The sequence below is a fragment of the Corynebacterium minutissimum genome, from assembly GCF_016889765.1.
GTDB classification, from domain to species: Bacteria; Actinomycetota; Actinomycetes; order Mycobacteriales; family Mycobacteriaceae; genus Corynebacterium; species Corynebacterium minutissimum_B.
The window spans coordinates 2,054,225-2,068,960 of sequence record NZ_CP069533.1; the positions used below are offsets into that span (position 1 = coordinate 2,054,225).

At 59.3% G+C, this 14,736-nt stretch carries 16 protein-coding genes, 1 other RNA gene and 1 pseudogene; 9 read left to right on the forward strand and 9 right to left on the reverse strand.

Annotation, left to right across the window (positions count from 1 at the left end):
* Positions 1 to 45 precede the first annotated feature (45 nt).
* Positions 46 to 1,251: a DUF418 domain-containing protein gene (locus tag I6J26_RS09590; protein WP_239121760.1), complete on the forward strand. Its 1,206-nt coding sequence runs from the start codon at positions 46 to 48 to the stop codon at positions 1,249 to 1,251.
* Between the two features lie 6 nt (positions 1,252 to 1,257).
* On the opposite strand, the gene I6J26_RS09595 is transcribed toward I6J26_RS09590, so the two are convergent.
* The 3 genes from I6J26_RS09595 to I6J26_RS09605 all read right to left on the reverse strand — a co-directional run bounded on the left by I6J26_RS09595 (position 1,258) and on the right by I6J26_RS09605 (position 2,794).
* Positions 1,258 to 1,566, reverse strand: coding sequence for a hypothetical protein (locus I6J26_RS09595; protein ID WP_115021406.1), 309 nt, complete (start codon positions 1,564 to 1,566; stop codon positions 1,258 to 1,260).
* A gap of 69 nt (positions 1,567 to 1,635) precedes the next feature.
* Positions 1,636 to 2,340 (reverse strand): DUF4232 domain-containing protein, encoded by a 705-nt coding sequence (locus tag I6J26_RS09600; RefSeq protein WP_115021407.1) that lies wholly within the window; start codon positions 2,338 to 2,340, stop codon positions 1,636 to 1,638.
* A gap of 25 nt (positions 2,341 to 2,365) precedes the next feature.
* Positions 2,366 to 2,794 (reverse strand): NUDIX domain-containing protein, encoded by a 429-nt coding sequence (locus I6J26_RS09605; RefSeq protein WP_039674290.1) that lies wholly within the window; start codon positions 2,792 to 2,794, stop codon positions 2,366 to 2,368.
* A 188-nt stretch (positions 2,795 to 2,982) separates the two neighbouring features.
* Between I6J26_RS09605 and I6J26_RS09610 the strand changes: the two genes are divergently transcribed.
* Positions 2,983 to 4,173, forward strand: coding sequence for a S1 family peptidase (locus I6J26_RS09610; RefSeq protein WP_115021408.1), 1,191 nt, complete (start codon positions 2,983 to 2,985; stop codon positions 4,171 to 4,173).
* Positions 4,174 to 4,313: 140 nt separating this feature from the next.
* Here I6J26_RS09610 and hisN read toward each other — a convergent pair whose 3' ends face one another.
* Both hisN and I6J26_RS09620 read right to left on the reverse strand, forming a co-directional pair.
* Positions 4,314 to 5,087: a histidinol-phosphatase gene (gene hisN, locus I6J26_RS09615; protein WP_010189103.1), complete on the reverse strand. Its 774-nt coding sequence runs from the start codon at positions 5,085 to 5,087 to the stop codon at positions 4,314 to 4,316.
* The gene (locus tag I6J26_RS09620) at positions 5,080 to 5,907 is read right to left on the reverse strand and encodes an inositol monophosphatase family protein (RefSeq protein WP_115021409.1); all 828 of its coding nucleotides are present in this window, start codon (positions 5,905 to 5,907) and stop codon (positions 5,080 to 5,082) included. The genes hisN and I6J26_RS09620 overlap by 8 nt, the downstream gene beginning before the upstream one ends.
* 69 nt (positions 5,908 to 5,976) lie before the next feature.
* On the opposite strand from I6J26_RS09620, the gene prfB reads away from it, so the two are divergent.
* Genes prfB through I6J26_RS09645 form a run of 5 tightly spaced genes read left to right on the forward strand, consistent with a single transcriptional unit; the run spans position 5,977 to position 9,652 of the window.
* Positions 5,977 to 7,083: a peptide chain release factor 2 gene (prfB, locus tag I6J26_RS09625; protein ID WP_115021410.1), complete on the forward strand. Its 1,107-nt coding sequence runs from the start codon at positions 5,977 to 5,979 to the stop codon at positions 7,081 to 7,083.
* Positions 7,084 to 7,116: 33 nt separating this feature from the next.
* A complete protein-coding gene (gene ftsE, locus I6J26_RS09630) occupies positions 7,117 to 7,806 on the forward strand; it encodes a cell division ATP-binding protein FtsE (protein ID WP_115021411.1) in 690 nt (229 codons plus the stop codon).
* Positions 7,807 to 8,709, forward strand: a complete 903-nt coding sequence (ftsX, locus tag I6J26_RS09635) for a permease-like cell division protein FtsX (protein WP_115021412.1) — start codon at positions 7,807 to 7,809, stop codon at positions 8,707 to 8,709.
* 54 nt (positions 8,710 to 8,763) lie between these two features.
* Positions 8,764 to 9,270 (forward strand): SsrA-binding protein SmpB, encoded by a 507-nt coding sequence (gene smpB / locus I6J26_RS09640; protein ID WP_070672593.1) that lies wholly within the window; start codon positions 8,764 to 8,766, stop codon positions 9,268 to 9,270.
* A gap of 25 nt (positions 9,271 to 9,295) precedes the next feature.
* Complete coding sequence (locus tag I6J26_RS09645) at positions 9,296 to 9,652, forward strand: DUF488 domain-containing protein (protein WP_115021413.1); 357 nt, start codon at positions 9,296 to 9,298, stop codon at positions 9,650 to 9,652.
* On the opposite strand, the gene I6J26_RS09650 is transcribed toward I6J26_RS09645, so the two are convergent.
* Complete coding sequence (locus I6J26_RS09650; protein ID WP_115021414.1) at positions 9,649 to 10,920, reverse strand: septum formation initiator; 1,272 nt, start codon at positions 10,918 to 10,920, stop codon at positions 9,649 to 9,651. The two genes, I6J26_RS09645 and I6J26_RS09650, sit on opposite strands and share 4 nt — an antisense overlap.
* Positions 10,921 to 11,132: 212 nt before the next feature.
* On the opposite strand from I6J26_RS09650, the gene ssrA reads away from it, so the two are divergent.
* Positions 11,133 to 11,512: a transfer-messenger RNA gene (ssrA, locus tag I6J26_RS09655) on the forward strand.
* Positions 11,513 to 11,584: 72 nt separating this feature from the next.
* On the opposite strand, the gene I6J26_RS09660 is transcribed toward ssrA, so the two are convergent.
* Positions 11,585 to 12,118, reverse strand: coding sequence for a hypothetical protein (locus I6J26_RS09660; RefSeq protein WP_115021415.1), 534 nt, complete (start codon positions 12,116 to 12,118; stop codon positions 11,585 to 11,587).
* 156 nt (positions 12,119 to 12,274) lie between these two features.
* Here I6J26_RS09660 and I6J26_RS09665 point away from each other — a divergent pair, with 156 nt between their 5' ends.
* Positions 12,275 to 12,916: a DJ-1/PfpI family protein gene (locus I6J26_RS09665; RefSeq protein WP_115021416.1), complete on the forward strand. Its 642-nt coding sequence runs from the start codon at positions 12,275 to 12,277 to the stop codon at positions 12,914 to 12,916.
* Positions 12,917 to 13,059: 143 nt separating this feature from the next.
* Here I6J26_RS09665 and I6J26_RS09670 read toward each other — a convergent pair.
* Positions 13,060 to 13,458: pseudogene (locus tag I6J26_RS09670) on the reverse strand (transposase); the annotation flags it as partial.
* A gap of 44 nt (positions 13,459 to 13,502) precedes the next feature.
* Positions 13,503 to 14,719 (reverse strand): IS3 family transposase gene (locus I6J26_RS09675; protein ID WP_115021451.1). Its coding sequence is split into 2 segments (ribosomal slippage): positions 13,503 to 14,458 and positions 14,458 to 14,719, totalling 1,218 coding nucleotides; the frame shifts between segments, so codons are not numbered across the junction.
* Positions 14,720 to 14,736: the final 17 nt, after the last annotated feature.

The following is a 14,736-nucleotide window of genomic DNA, read 5'->3' on the forward strand; positions in this document are numbered from 1 at the left end:
TCAAACCGCCCTTAGATGATGCTTGAGAAGAGTAAAATAGGGTGTATGCAGGACAAACGACAACGCCTCATCGTTCCCGACTTAGCGCGCGGCACGGCGTTGTTGGGGATTGCCATGGCGAACGCTGTGCAGAGTTGGATTGTGAACGATTGGTCCTTGGGGCCTAGCTCCACCTTGGGCGGTGTGCGCCCTGATAGCACCTTGGACATCGTGGCTGCAGTGTTCACCGGCATGTTTGTGCGCGTGCGTGGCCTGCCCATGTTTTGCATGCTGTTGGGATTCGGCATTGGTCTCATTGTTGCCAGCCTGCAGCGCAAAGGCTACACCCATAAGGAATCTCGACGCGTGCTCATCCGCCGCTACGGCTTGCTGGCAGTGTTTGGTCTGGCACATGGCTTCCTGCTATTCAATCAAGACATCATGCTGGTCTATGGCCTCATGGCCGTTGCAATGGTCTGGTGCTTCACACTCTCGATACGTACGCTGCGGCGCATCGCCTACTGGTTCTTCGGCGGCTATGCGGTTTTCACCGGTTCGGGTGCGGTGGCTGCCTACTTTGGTTACATCAATCTTCTGCCCGGCTCGCGACCGATGACCAGGGAGCTTGTCACCTTCGGTGACTTCTTCGTCCGCAACGTGCGCGGTGAGGTCGCTGCTTTGGGACTGATCCCCTTGATGTTTGTGTCGCTGGTCGGCGTTTTCCTCATCGGGTACATCTGGGCACAGGAGGGCGTGCTTGCCAGCGTTTCTGCGCACCGCCGAACCTTGGTGACTTGGGTTGTCATTGCAGGCGCGATCATCGTCTTTATTGGGCTGCCGTGGGGTCTTGCGGCTGCTGGTGTCGTGCCATCCGAACTGGAACCGGTCTTCCTCATGCTGAACCAAGCCTTCGGCTTTCTCACTGGTCCGGGCATTCTTGCTGTATTGGCACTACTCACGGAGAAACTCAACAACCGTGTTCCCAGGTGGGCCTATGCTTTCGTGGCGCTGGGCAAGCGCTCGATGTCGGGCTACATTGCGCAGTCGGTCGTCTTCATCATTCTGGTTACCCCAGCTGGCTTCGGGCTAGGTGGGGATGCTTCGGTCAGCGGCAAGCTTGGAATCGGTCTGCTGGTCTTTGCTCTCACTCTGCTTCTTGCCGCTCTGCTTGAGGCTTGGGGCAAACCCGGCCCATTCGAGTGGGCGCATCGCCGACTGGCATACGGTCCGACAGGGCGTATTGAACCCAAGGTGACTCCCGAAGGGGCCTGATGGTGTTTAGGCGGTTGGTTCGTGGCCCAGAAGCCAGTCGCACAGTTGCTCCTGCGCGTGGACGACACCTCCGGGGTAGCTTTCTTCGAGTTCTACCTTGACGCCATCAAAGATCCGTTCAGCGATAAGTTCGGCGCGCTGCCTACTGAGCTGCCCCCGCAGCTCATCGAGGGGCACCTTGAGCTCTGTATACGGGCTCGGCCGGAAGTACCACGACCTCATGTCGTCGGCGTAGACGACGATAATCGTCTTCGTCATCTGCGATTCCAGCACAACATTTCCAAATACCAGTGACGTCAGCGTCTTCGATTCCATGGCCGCGATTGTAGGCCTGCGTAATGGAATATACGAGGCCTCATTTTGAGGGACGAAGCACTTAGGATCTTAAGTGGCGGTGACGGGTTGGACGGAGAGGTAGTTCGCCTCGCCAGCGCAGCCCTGGAGGCCTTCGATGCGGATGAAGGCACTGGCGGTTTCGCCTGGTGGGTACACGCGGAGACCATCGGCGGGCTGTGGTTGGCAGGTGGCGGGATCTATCACGTCGACGACGGTCATCTTGAGGCCCGCACGGGCAGATTTGCCGGGTTCTAGGGTTACTGTCGCACTGGGGAGGCTGGTTTCGCGCTCAGCAGCTGCGCCTAGTTGCGTGCCATCGTCATTGGTCACTGCGGACACACCGGGAAATCCGGTGAGAGTGCACGGAGCGTTGGAGGTGTTGGTGAAGACGATATCAGCCAAGCGTGAACCGGCTGCGCCCTGCTCATTGTTGAGGCTGATGTCGAGCTGCGCTGTAGCGCAGGCGCCGTCCTCGGTGCTGGCTGGAACTGTTTCAGCTGTGTCCTCCTGCGTCGCCTTAGACGACGAAGCATCCGAGGCTGGACTGTCTGCTGACGCAAGCGGTGTGGACACGGCATCAGTGTCATCGGAAGCCTGCGGAGTGGCGTGGCTTTCGGGGCTCGGGGAGGGGGAAACGGGGGAGGGGGAGACGTCGGAAAGCGTGGCGTCCGTGCTGTCATCGCTGCTGCAGCCGGTCAACACGAGGGCAAGGGAACCGGCGGCGAGAACGGGGAGTAGTCGCTGCGTAGTCATGGGGTGGAGTCTAGGGTTTAGGAGGTTAGAGATCCTGTAAGGCGGGGAATACTCTCTCCTTGAGTAATGGGGCGATATCGACGTCCGGAGCGGCGGGATCGACCCATGCTAGCTCGGCAATCTCTTTGTCGGGGTGCGCAACAGAGATTTCTTCTTCGTAGACATACACGTGCGCGTGGATAGTTTGTGGGGCGTCGTTGGCGGCTGGGGAGATATAGGTGGCAAGCCGGCGCAGCTTGGACATATCGACCACCGCGCGTATGGCTTCGTGGGCGATGAGCTGGGCCGCGCGGGCGGGATTGAGGGTGCTGTCAATGGAGCCGAAAGGCAGGACGAATTCTGGGGTGGACGTAGCGCGAATGACAAGAACTCGGCCGTGAGTATCACGCAGGACAATGGCGACAATTTCCGAAATGTCTGCAGCTGATGATGGCGAGGTGGGGTTCTCAGACATACCTCCATTGTAGGTCTGGGCGGGGGTAGGGGACTGTGGTGAAAGAAAAGAGGGGGCACCCGAAAGCTGTCAGTAATGTAACGGGTTGGACACAGTCCCACGCGGTTGAAACACACGCCACAGTGGGCGTGCCATCATGGGTAGGTCTTATAGACCAATACGAGAAGAAGTGAAAGAGGAATTGCGTAATGCGAAGAATCCCGCACCTTAAGAAAGTCCTTGTGGGCTCGGCTTTCGCAGGTGCGTTTTTCCTGGGCAACCCGGCGGCCGGCGCCCAGGAACTTCCCACCATCCCGGAGCTAGATTCGGCGGGCATCGTGGACCAGGTGCGAGCGGATTTGGCGTCTGTGGGTATTGAGACCAAGCCGGTGGACGCCGAGCTTACCGACGCCATCGATACCGCCGTCAACGGCGCCGCCGCTCAAGCAGCACAAGACGCTTCCGCCGCAGCGGCGTCCGCGGCGAACTCTCCAGTAGCACGCCAGGTTGCGGACCAAGCGCAGGTGCCGGCTTTCCCGGAGGCTCCTGCCTACACCGGTGCTGACGCCATCACGGGCGACCCGCTGACCAACCCGGAGCCGATTGGGCTGCTGCAGGAGGCTACGCAGCCGGAATTCGTGCCGAAGGGCACGGATCCGAACTACGTGTGGAAGAACGACTCGTTCTCCAAACTAGCTGCAGGCAAGCCGCAGGCAGATTACGTGCTGCACCGCGTGCCGGGGTCCTTCTACGATGCACCACAGATACCCGAGGAATCCAACACTGCGATGACCGAGGGTAAGTCCCTCTACGGCCCGGGCACCCCGCTGTATATCAGCGAGGACACGATGTGCACGCTGACTGCAGCAGGTACCGATGCCCAAGGCCGCAAGGTTGGCATCACCGCTGGCCACTGCGGCAACGTGGGTGATCCTGTGTCGTCGGCGGACTCCTGGCAGGTTGGCCCTACCGGCACCCTGGTGACTAAGAACACCTACCTGGACTACTCGGTTATTGAGTTTGGTTCCAAGGCTGAGGTAACCCGCAGCTACAACGGCGTGACCGCCTACGGTGTCGGCGGCGCGGCACAGCCAGGTGAGGTTGCCTGCAAGCGTGGCGTCGCCACTGGTACCACCTGCGGTATGACGTTCCAGCACGGCAAGGAGATCTCCGTGAACCAGGTCTGCGCCATGGTGGGTGATTCCGGCGCACCGGTTTTCCGTGACGGTCGCATCGTTGGCTCGGTCTCCCGTGGACTGTTCCCGGGCCTGCCGTCCTGCCGTACTCCATGGCAGGGAGCACTGCACAACCCGACGGTCGTCTCTAACACCGATGCCATCATCGCGGATCTGAACCGCCGCGAAGGCGTGGGTTCCGGCTTCACGATTCCGGAGAACTAGAAGTACGTTTCTAACAAATATGGCCCCAGATCTTTAAAGATCTGGGGCCATATTTGATCGAAGTGACCATCGAAGTGACCTACGCGGCGCGGCTCGCAGGGGAGCGAAGCCGGCGTGTGGCGTTGGGGCGCCGCGCGGCGTTAGGACAGGGCAGAGAGGGCAGCCTTGTGCAGAGTGCCGTTGGTGACCAGTGCCGAGCCGCCGTGGGGTCCGTCCTCGCCGCGAACGTTGGTGAAGCGGCCGCCGGCCTCGGTGACAAGGAGAGCCGGAGCAGCTAGATCCCAGAGGGAAACCTCAGGCTCGGCAGCGATGTCGACCGCACCTTCGGCCACGAGGCAGTAGTTCCAGAAGTCACCGTAGCCGCGCAGGCGCCAGACCTTGTCGGTCAGGGAAATGAAGGTGTCGCGGTGAAGCCCCCACCCGGCCAGGGAGCTCATGGCCAAGGAAGCATCCTCGAGATTGGACACTTCGGAGACGCGCAGACGTTTCGGCTCGCCGCCGAAAACGCGGTAGGCGCCGCCGCCCTTGGCGGCGTACCAGCGACGTCGCAAAGCAGGAGCGGAGATGACGGAGACGACGGGTTCGCCGTCTTCCAGAAGAGCGATAAGCGTGGCCCAGACAGGGACGCCACGCACGAAGTTCTTGGTTCCGTCGATAGGATCGATGACCCACTGGCGGCCCTCATAGCAGGCTTCGCCGCCGAACTCTTCGCCTAAGACTTCATCGCGCGGGCGGGAACGCTTGAGCGCATCACGGATGGCCTTTTCGCAGGCTAAGTCCGCATCCGAAACCGGAGTCATGTCCGGCTTGTCCTTCACGGATAGGTCAGCAGCCTCAAAACGGTGCATGGTGACGGCATCCGCATGGCCCGCCATTTCCAAGGCTAAGCCGAGGTCTTCTTTGTACTTACCCACGGAGCCATTCCTCCATCTGATCGACTACCTGTTTATTACCCGCGATACACCATTCCACACCGCCGGCTTCAACCTTGCGCGCCGCGCCGCCGGCCGCGATGACCAGCGCTTGGCCTGGGTACCAATCCCAGTCCTTCACAGAGTGCTGCATCCATGCACCCCACGTGCCATCGGCCACGGAGGAAAGATCCACAGACCCAGCGCCGAGCATGCGCACGGTGGCGAAGTGTGGGGCCACCTTCTCCCACGCTGCGGAAATCTTGGGATCGGTGATGCAGGAAGGGTGGAGGTAGGTCGACAGGCACAGGTCTTCTGCGGGAGCATCGACCAGTGGGGTGACCTCCTTGCTGTCCAAGGTGGCGGGGAAGTCACGGCCGCCAAACCAGGTGTAGCCCATGGCGGGGCGGTGGACGGCGCCGAGGATGACCCCGTTGGCGTCGGAAAGCGCAAGTGCGGAGCACCAGTAGTCGAAACCGGAGGCAAAGTTGTAGGTGCCGTCGACGGGATCGATGACCCAGGTGCGGCCGGACTTCGACTCACGGTTGGCGCCTTCTTCGCCCACGATGCCGTCCTCGCCGCGCAGGGCTTCGAGGACGCCGGCGACGAAGCGCTCGGCAGCGAAGTCAGCGTCCGTGACAACGTCCGAACGGTCGGTCTTTTGGGATACTTCTACGCCCTGCTCACGCAGGCGCCAGGCCAGGCGGCCGGCGTTATAGACAAGCGCCTGGGCAAGGTGGGCATCGGTATCGTCTGCATGGGCGACGATGAAGGTCTTGATGATGGCATCGATCATCTCTGTGAGGCTTGGCTGGTCACTCATGCCGCCTATTGTCGCGCTAAATGCGGCCGATGGCTAATCAGAGAGTGAGAATAAGTAAAGTAGGGGGCTATGCGTCCGGAACAAACAGCACGACTTGAGGAACTCAGCGCCACCTTGACCTCGATTGAAAAGGTGATGGACCCGGAGGCGGTGTCCGAGCGCGTGCGCGAGCTCGAGGCCCAGGCGGGGGACCCGTCGCTGTGGGACGACCCCGACCATGCCCAGAAGGTGACCTCAGCCCTTTCGGCGGAACAGGCGAAGCTGCGCAAGCTGACCTCCCTGCGGGGGAGGATTGAGGATCTACCCGTCATGGCTGAGTTGGCGGAAGAAGAAGGCGATGAGGCCTCCCAGGAGTTGGTGGACACCGAGCTGAAGGAGCTGGAAGCCGCCATCGAATCTCTTGAGATCACCACCATGTTGTCCGGCGAGTATGACGAGCGTGAGGCCGTCATCAACATTCGCTCTGGCGCCGGTGGCGTGGATGCTGCGGACTGGGCGGAGATGCTCATGCGCATGTACACCCGCTGGGCGGAGAAGAACGGCCACAAGGTAGATGTGTACGACATCTCCTATGCCGAGGAAGCCGGCATCAAGTCTGCCACCTTCGTCGTCCATGGTGAATACATGTATGGCCAGCTCTCCGTGGAACAGGGCGCGCACCGCCTCGTGCGCATCTCGCCCTTTGATAACCAGGGGCGCCGCCAGACCTCCTTTGCTGAGGTGGAGGTTCTTCCGGTGGTGGAGCAGACCGACTCCATCGAGGTGCCGGATTCGGAGGTGCGCGTGGATGTCTACCGCTCGTCGGGACCAGGCGGGCAGTCGGTGAATACGACGGACTCGGCAGTGCGCTTGACACACATTCCGACCGGCATCGTGGTGACCTGTCAGAACGAGAAGTCCCAGATCCAGAACAAGGCTTCTGCTATGCGCGTGCTGCAGGCCAAGTTGCTGGAGCGCAAGCGCCAGGAGGAGCGCGCGGAGCTCGATGCGCTGGGCGCGGGCGGCAATGCGTCCTGGGGAAACCAGATGCGCTCCTATGTGTTGCACCCGTATCAGATGGTCAAGGATCTGCGCACAAACTTCGAGGTCGGTGACCCGTCCAAGGTGCTGGATGGCGATATTGACGGCTTCTTGGAGGCGGGTATTCGGTGGCGCATGGAGGGCAACGAGGCCTAGGCTTCAGTGACAATTGTTGCTACTGTTGCTTAAGTGATCACTTTTGAGAATGTGTCCAAGGTCTATCCGACCTCCACGAGGCCCGCGCTGGACAATGTGTCTTTTGACATAGACGCCGGCGAATTCGTCTTCCTCATCGGCCCCTCGGGCTCCGGAAAGTCCACCTTTCTGCAGCTCATGGTGCGCGAGACAAACGTGAGCTCCGGTGATATTTATTTCGGGGACTTCCACGTCAACGCCTTGAAGGGCCGCCAAATTAACCAGCTGCGCCAGTCCATCGGCTATGTCTTCCAAGATTTCCGCCTGCTGCCTAAGCTCAATGTCTACGACAATGTAGCGTTTGCCCTACAGGTCATTGGCAAGAAGAAGTCGCGCATTGCGAAGCAGGTTCCGGAGGTCCTCGACATGGTGGGCTTGGGCGCCAAGCAACACCGCATGCCGCACGAGCTTTCTGGTGGCGAACAGCAGCGCGTGGCCGTTGCGCGTGCCTTTGTGAACCGCCCCAAGCTGCTGCTTGCCGACGAACCCACGGGCAACCTCGATCCCGCCACTGCTGCGGAAATCATGGCCTTGCTGACCAAGATCAACCGCCGCGGAACCACCGTGGTGATGTCGACGCATAACGCGCGCGCGGTCAACGACGCCCGCCAGCGCGTCATCGAGCTGCACAACGGCACGCTCGTGCGCGATGAGAAGAACGCGATGTACGGGGAGGCGCTCTAGATGAACTTGAGCTTTGTTTTTCGGGAGGCCTCCAAGGGGCTCGGCCGCAACATCACCATGACCATCGCCATGGTGATCACCACGGCAATTTCGGTGGCACTGGTGGTTGCCGGCGTGCTCGTGGCCCAGATGACCAAGGACACCAAGGACATCTACCTCGAGCAGGTAGAGGTCATGGTGCAGCTCAACGAGGACATCTCCACCAACGATCCGGAGTGCAAGGACGCTGCCTGCGCTGGGCTGAAGAAAAAGCTGGAGGCAGACGATGAGATTGAATCCGTGGGCTATCGCAGTCAGAAAGAGTCCTATGATCGCTTCGTTGAACTGTTCAAGGAAACGGACCCGGTCATGGTGGAGGAAACATCACCGGACGCGCTGCCCGCAGCCTTCCATGTGCGGCTGAAGGACCCGACGGACACCGCGCCTATCGACGCCATCGCGGATGACCCCGCCGTTACCGACGTCATTGACCAACAGGAAGATGTGCGCAGCGCCGCCGGCAACCTGGACGCGATCCGCAATGCCACCTTCATCGTGGCCGGAGTGGTAGCGCTGGCCGCTATCATGCTCATCGCCAACATGGTGCAGATTGCCGCCTTCCAGCGCCAGCGCGAAACCGCCATCATGCGCATGGTGGGCGCCTCGCGCTGGATTACTCACGCGCCGTTCATCGTTGAGGCCATCTTGGGTGCGATTGGCGGCGTTATCCTCGCCGGGGCAGGCATCGTCTTGGGTAAGAACCTGGTCATTGACCCGGCACTCAAGGACCTGTACCAGAAGCAACTCTTGGCCCCCGTGACCTCATCTGATGTGTGGACGGTGCTGCCTATCGTCGGCATTGTGGCGCTGGTTCTGGCTGCGCTCACAGCACAGGTCACCATGCGCGCCTACGTTCGGACCTAAGCCCTCATACGCGATGTGGTTTTTGCCTGGCTGTGGCGTAATATAGTCCGAACTATGGCGAAGAAGGCAAAGAAGAAAAAAGGGGCAGTGGCCGATAACAACTCGACACTGGCCACTAACCGACGTGCCCGCCACGACTACACCATCCTTGACACCCTGGAATGCGGCATGGTGCTCGTGGGCACCGAAATCAAGTCGATGCGCGAAGGCAAGATTTCCCTGGCGGATGCCTTCGCCACTATCGACGACGGCGAGGTCTACATCCGCAACCTCCACATCCCGGAGTATTCCCAAGGTTCGTGGACGAATCACTCGCCTAAGCGCACCCGCAAGCTGCTGCTGCACCGCCGTGAGATTGACAAGCTCATGGGCCAGGTGCGCGACGGCAACAAGACGCTCATCCCCCTCAAGGTCTATCTCAAGAACGGCCGCGCCAAGTGCGAGCTGGGACTGGCCAAGGGTAAGCAGGATTACGACAAGCGTGAAGCCATCAAGCGCCGCGACCAAGACCGCGATATCACCCGTGAGCTGGGCCGCCGCGTGAAGGGTATTAACGCCTAACCGATGAACGTCTAGCCTGGGTGCCATGATTTATACGGCCAAGGTTCATGACGTTATTCACGGTGACGAGGAGCTGCGTGGGGAAGCGGTGCTCGTCGATAAGCTCTGGCCCCGCGGCGTGGCCAAAGAGCGCCTCGATTACGACCACTGGTTCAAGCACGTGGCTCCCAGCGTGGAACTACGTAAGTGGTGGGGACACGATGCTGACAGCTTTGAGGAGTTCGCGCAGCGCTACCGTGCGGAGCTCGATGACAACGACAATGAGGAGCTGAAGCAGTTGCGCCAGTTTGCCGCGGCTGGCGACGTCACCCTCCTCTTCGCCGCAAAAGACCGCGAGGTGAACCACGCCGTCGTGCTGAAGGCGTGGCTCGACGAGCACTAGACGAAAAGTCCCCAGATGGCGGCGCCCACGGCGATGAGGCCCGTGACGACAACGAACACGTTGCTCGGGCGGCCGCGGAACTGCTTGAGAGCATCAATTCGGTGGATGGCGTACATCGGCAGCAGGTAGAGAATCGAGGCGATGAAGGGGCCGCCGATGGCCTCGATGAGGCTGAGAATCGACGGATCAATGATGGCAACGACCCAGGCGGAGATAAAGATGATGCCATGCATGATGGAGGTCAACTGCTTTTCTGACAGCTTCTTCGTAGCTCGAGGAGCTGCGGTGCGCAGGAGGTAGTTACCGCCCTCAGTCGCGCCCAGTACGTGGCCGAAGTAGGAGGAGATGATGGCCACCATCGCGACGATGGGGGAGATGAAAGCCAAGACCGGCACACCGGTGACGTTGGCCAGGTAAGAAAGCACCGGTAGGTTCTGCTCGCGTGCCTCAGCCAGACCATCAGCGCCGAGGGTGAGCGTGCAGGACCACACAAAGAACATGGTGAACACGGTGAGCAGAATGGCCGTGAGCGCTAGTGCGCGCGAGGCATTCTCAGAGCTCTTCTCTCGGCCGTGTGCAGCGACCATAGCGAGGGAGAACTGCGAAATCGCCGGCGAATGGTTAAAGGAAAACACCAGCACCGGAATGATAAGAGCCACCGCGCCGACGACGCGCCAATCATTGTTGCCCACCTCCATGAAGGAGGCAATATCCCACCGCGGGATGAGGTAAATAGACAGCGCGCCGAGGCAGAAAATCAGTGGGTAAACCAAGAACTGCGTAACGGTGAGCACGATGCGCTGGCCAAAAGCGAAGACGATGGTCATCACGCCCACCAGCAGGAAGGACAGCAGCGGGCGTGAAATGGTGGGACCATCCAGCTGGTTAACGATGAAGCTGTTGACCGTATTTGTAATGGACACGCCATAAATCAGCACGATGGGGAAAATCGCGCAAAAGTACACCACCGAAATGATAAGACCCGCGGTCTTGCCAAAGTAGTCCGTAACCACGGCGGTGATGTCCTCACCCTGGCGGGGCGACACACAAATCATGCGTGCGAGTCCGCGGTGGGAGAAGTACGTCATCGGGCCGATGAGAATGGTGGCCACCAGCAGCGGCCAAAAGCCGAAGCTGCCGGCATTGATGGGGAGGAACAAGATGCCGGCACCCACGGCGGTGCCGAAGAGCGAAATCGCCCATTCAGTGTTGCTGGCTTGTTTCTGGTCGGTGTGTACGGAGGCAGAGTTCTCGGTCGTTGAGCTCACTTCGCTACCTTCAACTGTTTTGACGGATGTGACTAGCACACCTTAGCAACGATGAATTTATTTCAGATCACAAGGCTGGATTTTAAGAGACTGTGGAACGCGCTTCTTGCGGGAATAGGTCTGAATGCACTAGCGTTGTACGAACCGTAGAGGAAGCGCGAGCTTTCTTTACAGCGCTTTTCACAGCAATGTTTCCGCACCACCGCGGACAAGGGGTCGACTTGGTTTCGACTTCGTACATTGAGCCAGGGGAAGCGTGCCGGTGCAGGCTAGAGACCACCGTTAAGCGTCGTAGCAACCAATAAACGCAGAGAAGAACTCTCAGCGTGACTACGCCCTCGCTGCCTAATTCCAGCGACGCGTGTCTGTCAGCCTAGGTTTGGTTCCTGACCTAGATCCTGGCATCGACTAGGGAACTTGCCTGACCGGTTTGTTGTTCGGCCGGTTGGGGACTTTTAGAGCAACTGGGCCCATCATCCGGAGCGTGTTTGCCCGAGCCGGAGGGCCGAGTAGAGATCCTGTGCAGACTGCGCACGGAGAAGCCCTGGCAAGATGACGAAGGACCCGGGTTCAATTCCCGGCGGCTCCACCGAAAAACCCCAGCTAGATAGCATTCTAGCTGGGGTTTCTTCTCGTTTATGTCACGTGGTGAAGTAGGCCCGCTTTAGTTCAGCTCTTCTCGGCACTGTTCCTTGGTCTTGCCGGAGTCGAGGCAGTTTGCCCAGTCAATTTGCCCCTGTACCCATGGGCTAGGCTTGCGCGGCTGTTGCTGTTCTGGCGTGGGCGGAACGCCTGCGTTTGCTTCGTCTTCGAGGGACTGCTCACCACCCATGGTGTCGAAACACCATTGGGAATAGGAGACGGTGCCGTCAGACCAGCGTGCTGACCCTGGGGTGCCCTCGAGGCATTCCACAACGACGGGTTCTGCGGGGGCCTGCTCGACCGCGGGAGCCTCAGCTACTGGATTATCAGCTTGTGGGGAAGCCATGGTGGGATCGGGTTCTTTGGCTTCTGGCTTCGTGGTCTCTGCTTCTGTGGCCTCTGTCGTGCTTGTGCGCTCCGCGCTCGAGGGCGCATCGGACGTCTCAGGTGAAGATGAAGCCGCGCTGCTCGGTGGAGCCGGAGCAGGCTCAGTGTTGGAGCTACACCCAGCCACGGCGATGGCAAGTGCGGTAAGCGCGATGGTGAGCTTCTTCATGCTGATGTCCTTTCGGGAGGAAAGTGCTAAATGTCAAGGTCTGGTGAGTGTCGTCGGAATTGTGTGCGGCAGTGGTTATGCCAGTCAGGTTAGCCATTATCGCCGCAGCAGATAGTCCTCACGGGGAATGGTCATCGTCGGACATAGTATTGCTGTATGACTTTTGAGCCACAACGCGTCACTGTTGTCTTGTTCGAGGGCTTTGAGCTTCTCGACGTCTTCGGGCCCGTCCAACTGCTTCAAGCCGTCCCTGACGTCATCGTGGATTTCGCCGGGCCCACGGGCGAGCCAGTTGCTAGCTCTCAAGGCGTGGAAGTGGTGCCGACAATTTCTTATGAGCAGATTGAGCAGACTGACATCATTCTTGTCCCAGGCGGCAAAGGAACCCGGCAGCTCGTAACGGACGAATCTTTTCTGTCGTGGCTTCGTGGCGTGGGTTCACGAGCTCCTGTGGTTGCCTCCGTGTGCACGGGTTCTGCGGCCCTAGCGGCGGCGGGGCTCTTGGAGGGCTATGCCGCAACGAGCAACAAACGCGCGTTTGCGTGGGCGAGCTCCTTTGGGGAGGCTGTGGCTTGGCAGCCGGAAGCACGGTGGGTACACGATCGAAATCGATGGACCTCCTCAGGTGTTGCAGCTGGGATGGATATGGCGATTGCACTCATTGCGCATCTCAGATCTGAAGAAGTGGCGCTGGCTGCTGCCCACCTTGCAGAGTATGAGCCGCACCGCGACAGCGAGTGGGATCCTTACGCTAGGCTTTATGGGCTGGCGTCGTCGATCGGCGACGATGCTGAGTGAGGGGGTGTTCCTATATAGTTTGTCAACCTCGCGGGTGGATTAGCCGGGGTTGATTTTTCAGCCGGGGTTGTTTGGCCGTGTTGTTTTCTGGCATGGCTGTTAGCCGACTGGGGTTTCCCAGTCGGCTGTTTGGTTCTTGGGGTTTAGGCTGCTTTGACTTCCTGTGATTGGTCGGGATCGCGGTAGTACTCGTGGTTGCTCATCATGGCGTATAGGACGTTGAGCCGTCTGCGGGCTAGTGCTACGACTGCAGCGTTGTGTCTCTTGCCTTCACGGCGCTTTCGTTCATAGAATTGCCGTGAACGCTCGTGGAATCTGATGGATGCAAAAGATGATTGCCATAGGGCGTTCTTTAATTTTTTATTGCCAGCTCTGTTCAGTGAGTTCGACATGATTGAGGTTCCGGACTGATTCGTTCGGGGTGATAAGCCAGCGTAAGAGGCTAGGTGCGCAGCTGTCGGGAAGTCGGACATGTCGCCCGCGGTCATGAGAATTTGGGCAGCCGTCTTCGGCCCGATTCCTGGCATGGATAGCAGGATTTGGGGTTGCCCGCAAATCGTGGACACGTAGTGGAGCTACCTAGTGGCTAGGCAGCTATTTCTTTTCTACTGGTGGTTAGACCAATGTGGTTTTCGAAGTCGACGGGGCTGACCATCCCGAGTGCAGAGTGCCGGCGCCGGCGGTTGTAGACGACTTCAATCCAGTAGGCAACGGCCTTGCGTGCAGCATCACGGGTCGCCCAGCGCTGCCGGTCATAGAATTCAGTCTTTAGCGTCGACCAGAACGACTCAGCCATCGCGTTATCGAAGCACACACCAGTACGCCCCACAGACTGGGCAATGCCCAGGTTGCGGCAGACCTCCCAGAGCTTCTCACTGGTAAATTGCGTTCCGCGGTCAGCGTGAAACACCAGCCCATCAGGAACATCACCGCGTAGCGTATGCGCCATCCGCAGGGCCCGTTCAACCAGGTGTGTGTCTTGAACGCTATCCATAGCCCAGCCCAGTACCCTGCGGGAATGACCATCGCGGACCGCGCACAAGTACAACCAGCCCTCACCGGTGCGCAGGTAGGTAATATCTGACATCCACACTCGGTTGAGCTGACCAGTATCAAACATGCGCTTGACCAGGTCAGGAAGAGTTGACTTACGCTTGGCTTGAATCGTTGTCACCGGGACAAAGGCACGCGGTGAAATCCCTTCAATGCCCATCATGCGCATCCGTTTAGCCACAGTCTTGCGATTCAAGGTGATCTGGTAGCGCTCGGCAAGCTCTGCGGTGATCCGCGGAGCACCATAAACCTCATCGGAGTCTTTCCAAATCTGATGAATCTTTCGGTCAACATCATCGTAAAATGCTGCCCGATCATCTTCGCCGGATAGTCGTTTCTGCTGCGCATGGGCCCATTTGTAGTATCCAGACCGAGATACTTTTAATAGTCGTGCCATGCGCTTGATGCTGTAGTTCGCCTTCTCCTGCTGCATTAGTTCGAACTTTTCTGCTCGCGTTGCTTCGCGGCGAAGAAGGCTGTCGCTTTTGACAAAAACTCGTTATCCATCTTGGCTTCTGCCAGCTCCCGGCGCAGACGAGCATTCTCAGCTCGGAGGTCAGCCTCGCTCATCCCATCGGAGGATCCTCGGCGTTCACGTTCGAGTTTGACCCACCGGCCCAAAAGCCCGGCGGAAACACCGATTTCCTTAGCCACATGAGCGATCGGTCGCTCTGACTCGATTACCAGGTTCGCGGCTTCACGCCGGTACTCCGGCGTGTACTTCTTGCGCTGTTGACTCACAATGAACATCCTCTCTTACGGACACA

Coding starts and splice junctions, on each gene's coding strand:
- I6J26_RS09595 (WP_115021406.1), bottom strand. CDS start 1,566: ATGGAATCGAAGACGCTGACGTCACTGGTATTTGGAAATGTTGTGCTG.
- I6J26_RS09665 (WP_115021416.1), top strand. CDS start 12,275: ATGACTTTTGAGCCACAACGCGTCACTGTTGTCTTGTTCGAGGGCTTT.
- ftsX (WP_115021412.1), top strand. CDS start 7,807: ATGAACTTGAGCTTTGTTTTTCGGGAGGCCTCCAAGGGGCTCGGCCGC.
- prfB (WP_115021410.1), top strand. CDS start 5,977: ATGCGTCCGGAACAAACAGCACGACTTGAGGAACTCAGCGCCACCTTG.
- I6J26_RS09645 (WP_115021413.1), top strand. CDS start 9,296: ATGATTTATACGGCCAAGGTTCATGACGTTATTCACGGTGACGAGGAG.
- I6J26_RS09620 (WP_115021409.1), bottom strand. CDS start 5,907: ATGAGTGACCAGCCAAGCCTCACAGAGATGATCGATGCCATCATCAAG.
- I6J26_RS09605 (WP_039674290.1), bottom strand. CDS start 2,794: ATGTCTGAGAACCCCACCTCGCCATCATCAGCTGCAGACATTTCGGAA.
- smpB (WP_070672593.1), top strand. CDS start 8,764: ATGGCGAAGAAGGCAAAGAAGAAAAAAGGGGCAGTGGCCGATAACAAC.
- I6J26_RS09610 (WP_115021408.1), top strand. CDS start 2,983: ATGCGAAGAATCCCGCACCTTAAGAAAGTCCTTGTGGGCTCGGCTTTC.
- I6J26_RS09600 (WP_115021407.1), bottom strand. CDS start 2,340: ATGACTACGCAGCGACTACTCCCCGTTCTCGCCGCCGGTTCCCTTGCC.
- I6J26_RS09660 (WP_115021415.1), bottom strand. CDS start 12,118: ATGAAGAAGCTCACCATCGCGCTTACCGCACTTGCCATCGCCGTGGCT.
- I6J26_RS09590 (WP_239121760.1), top strand. CDS start 46: ATGCAGGACAAACGACAACGCCTCATCGTTCCCGACTTAGCGCGCGGC.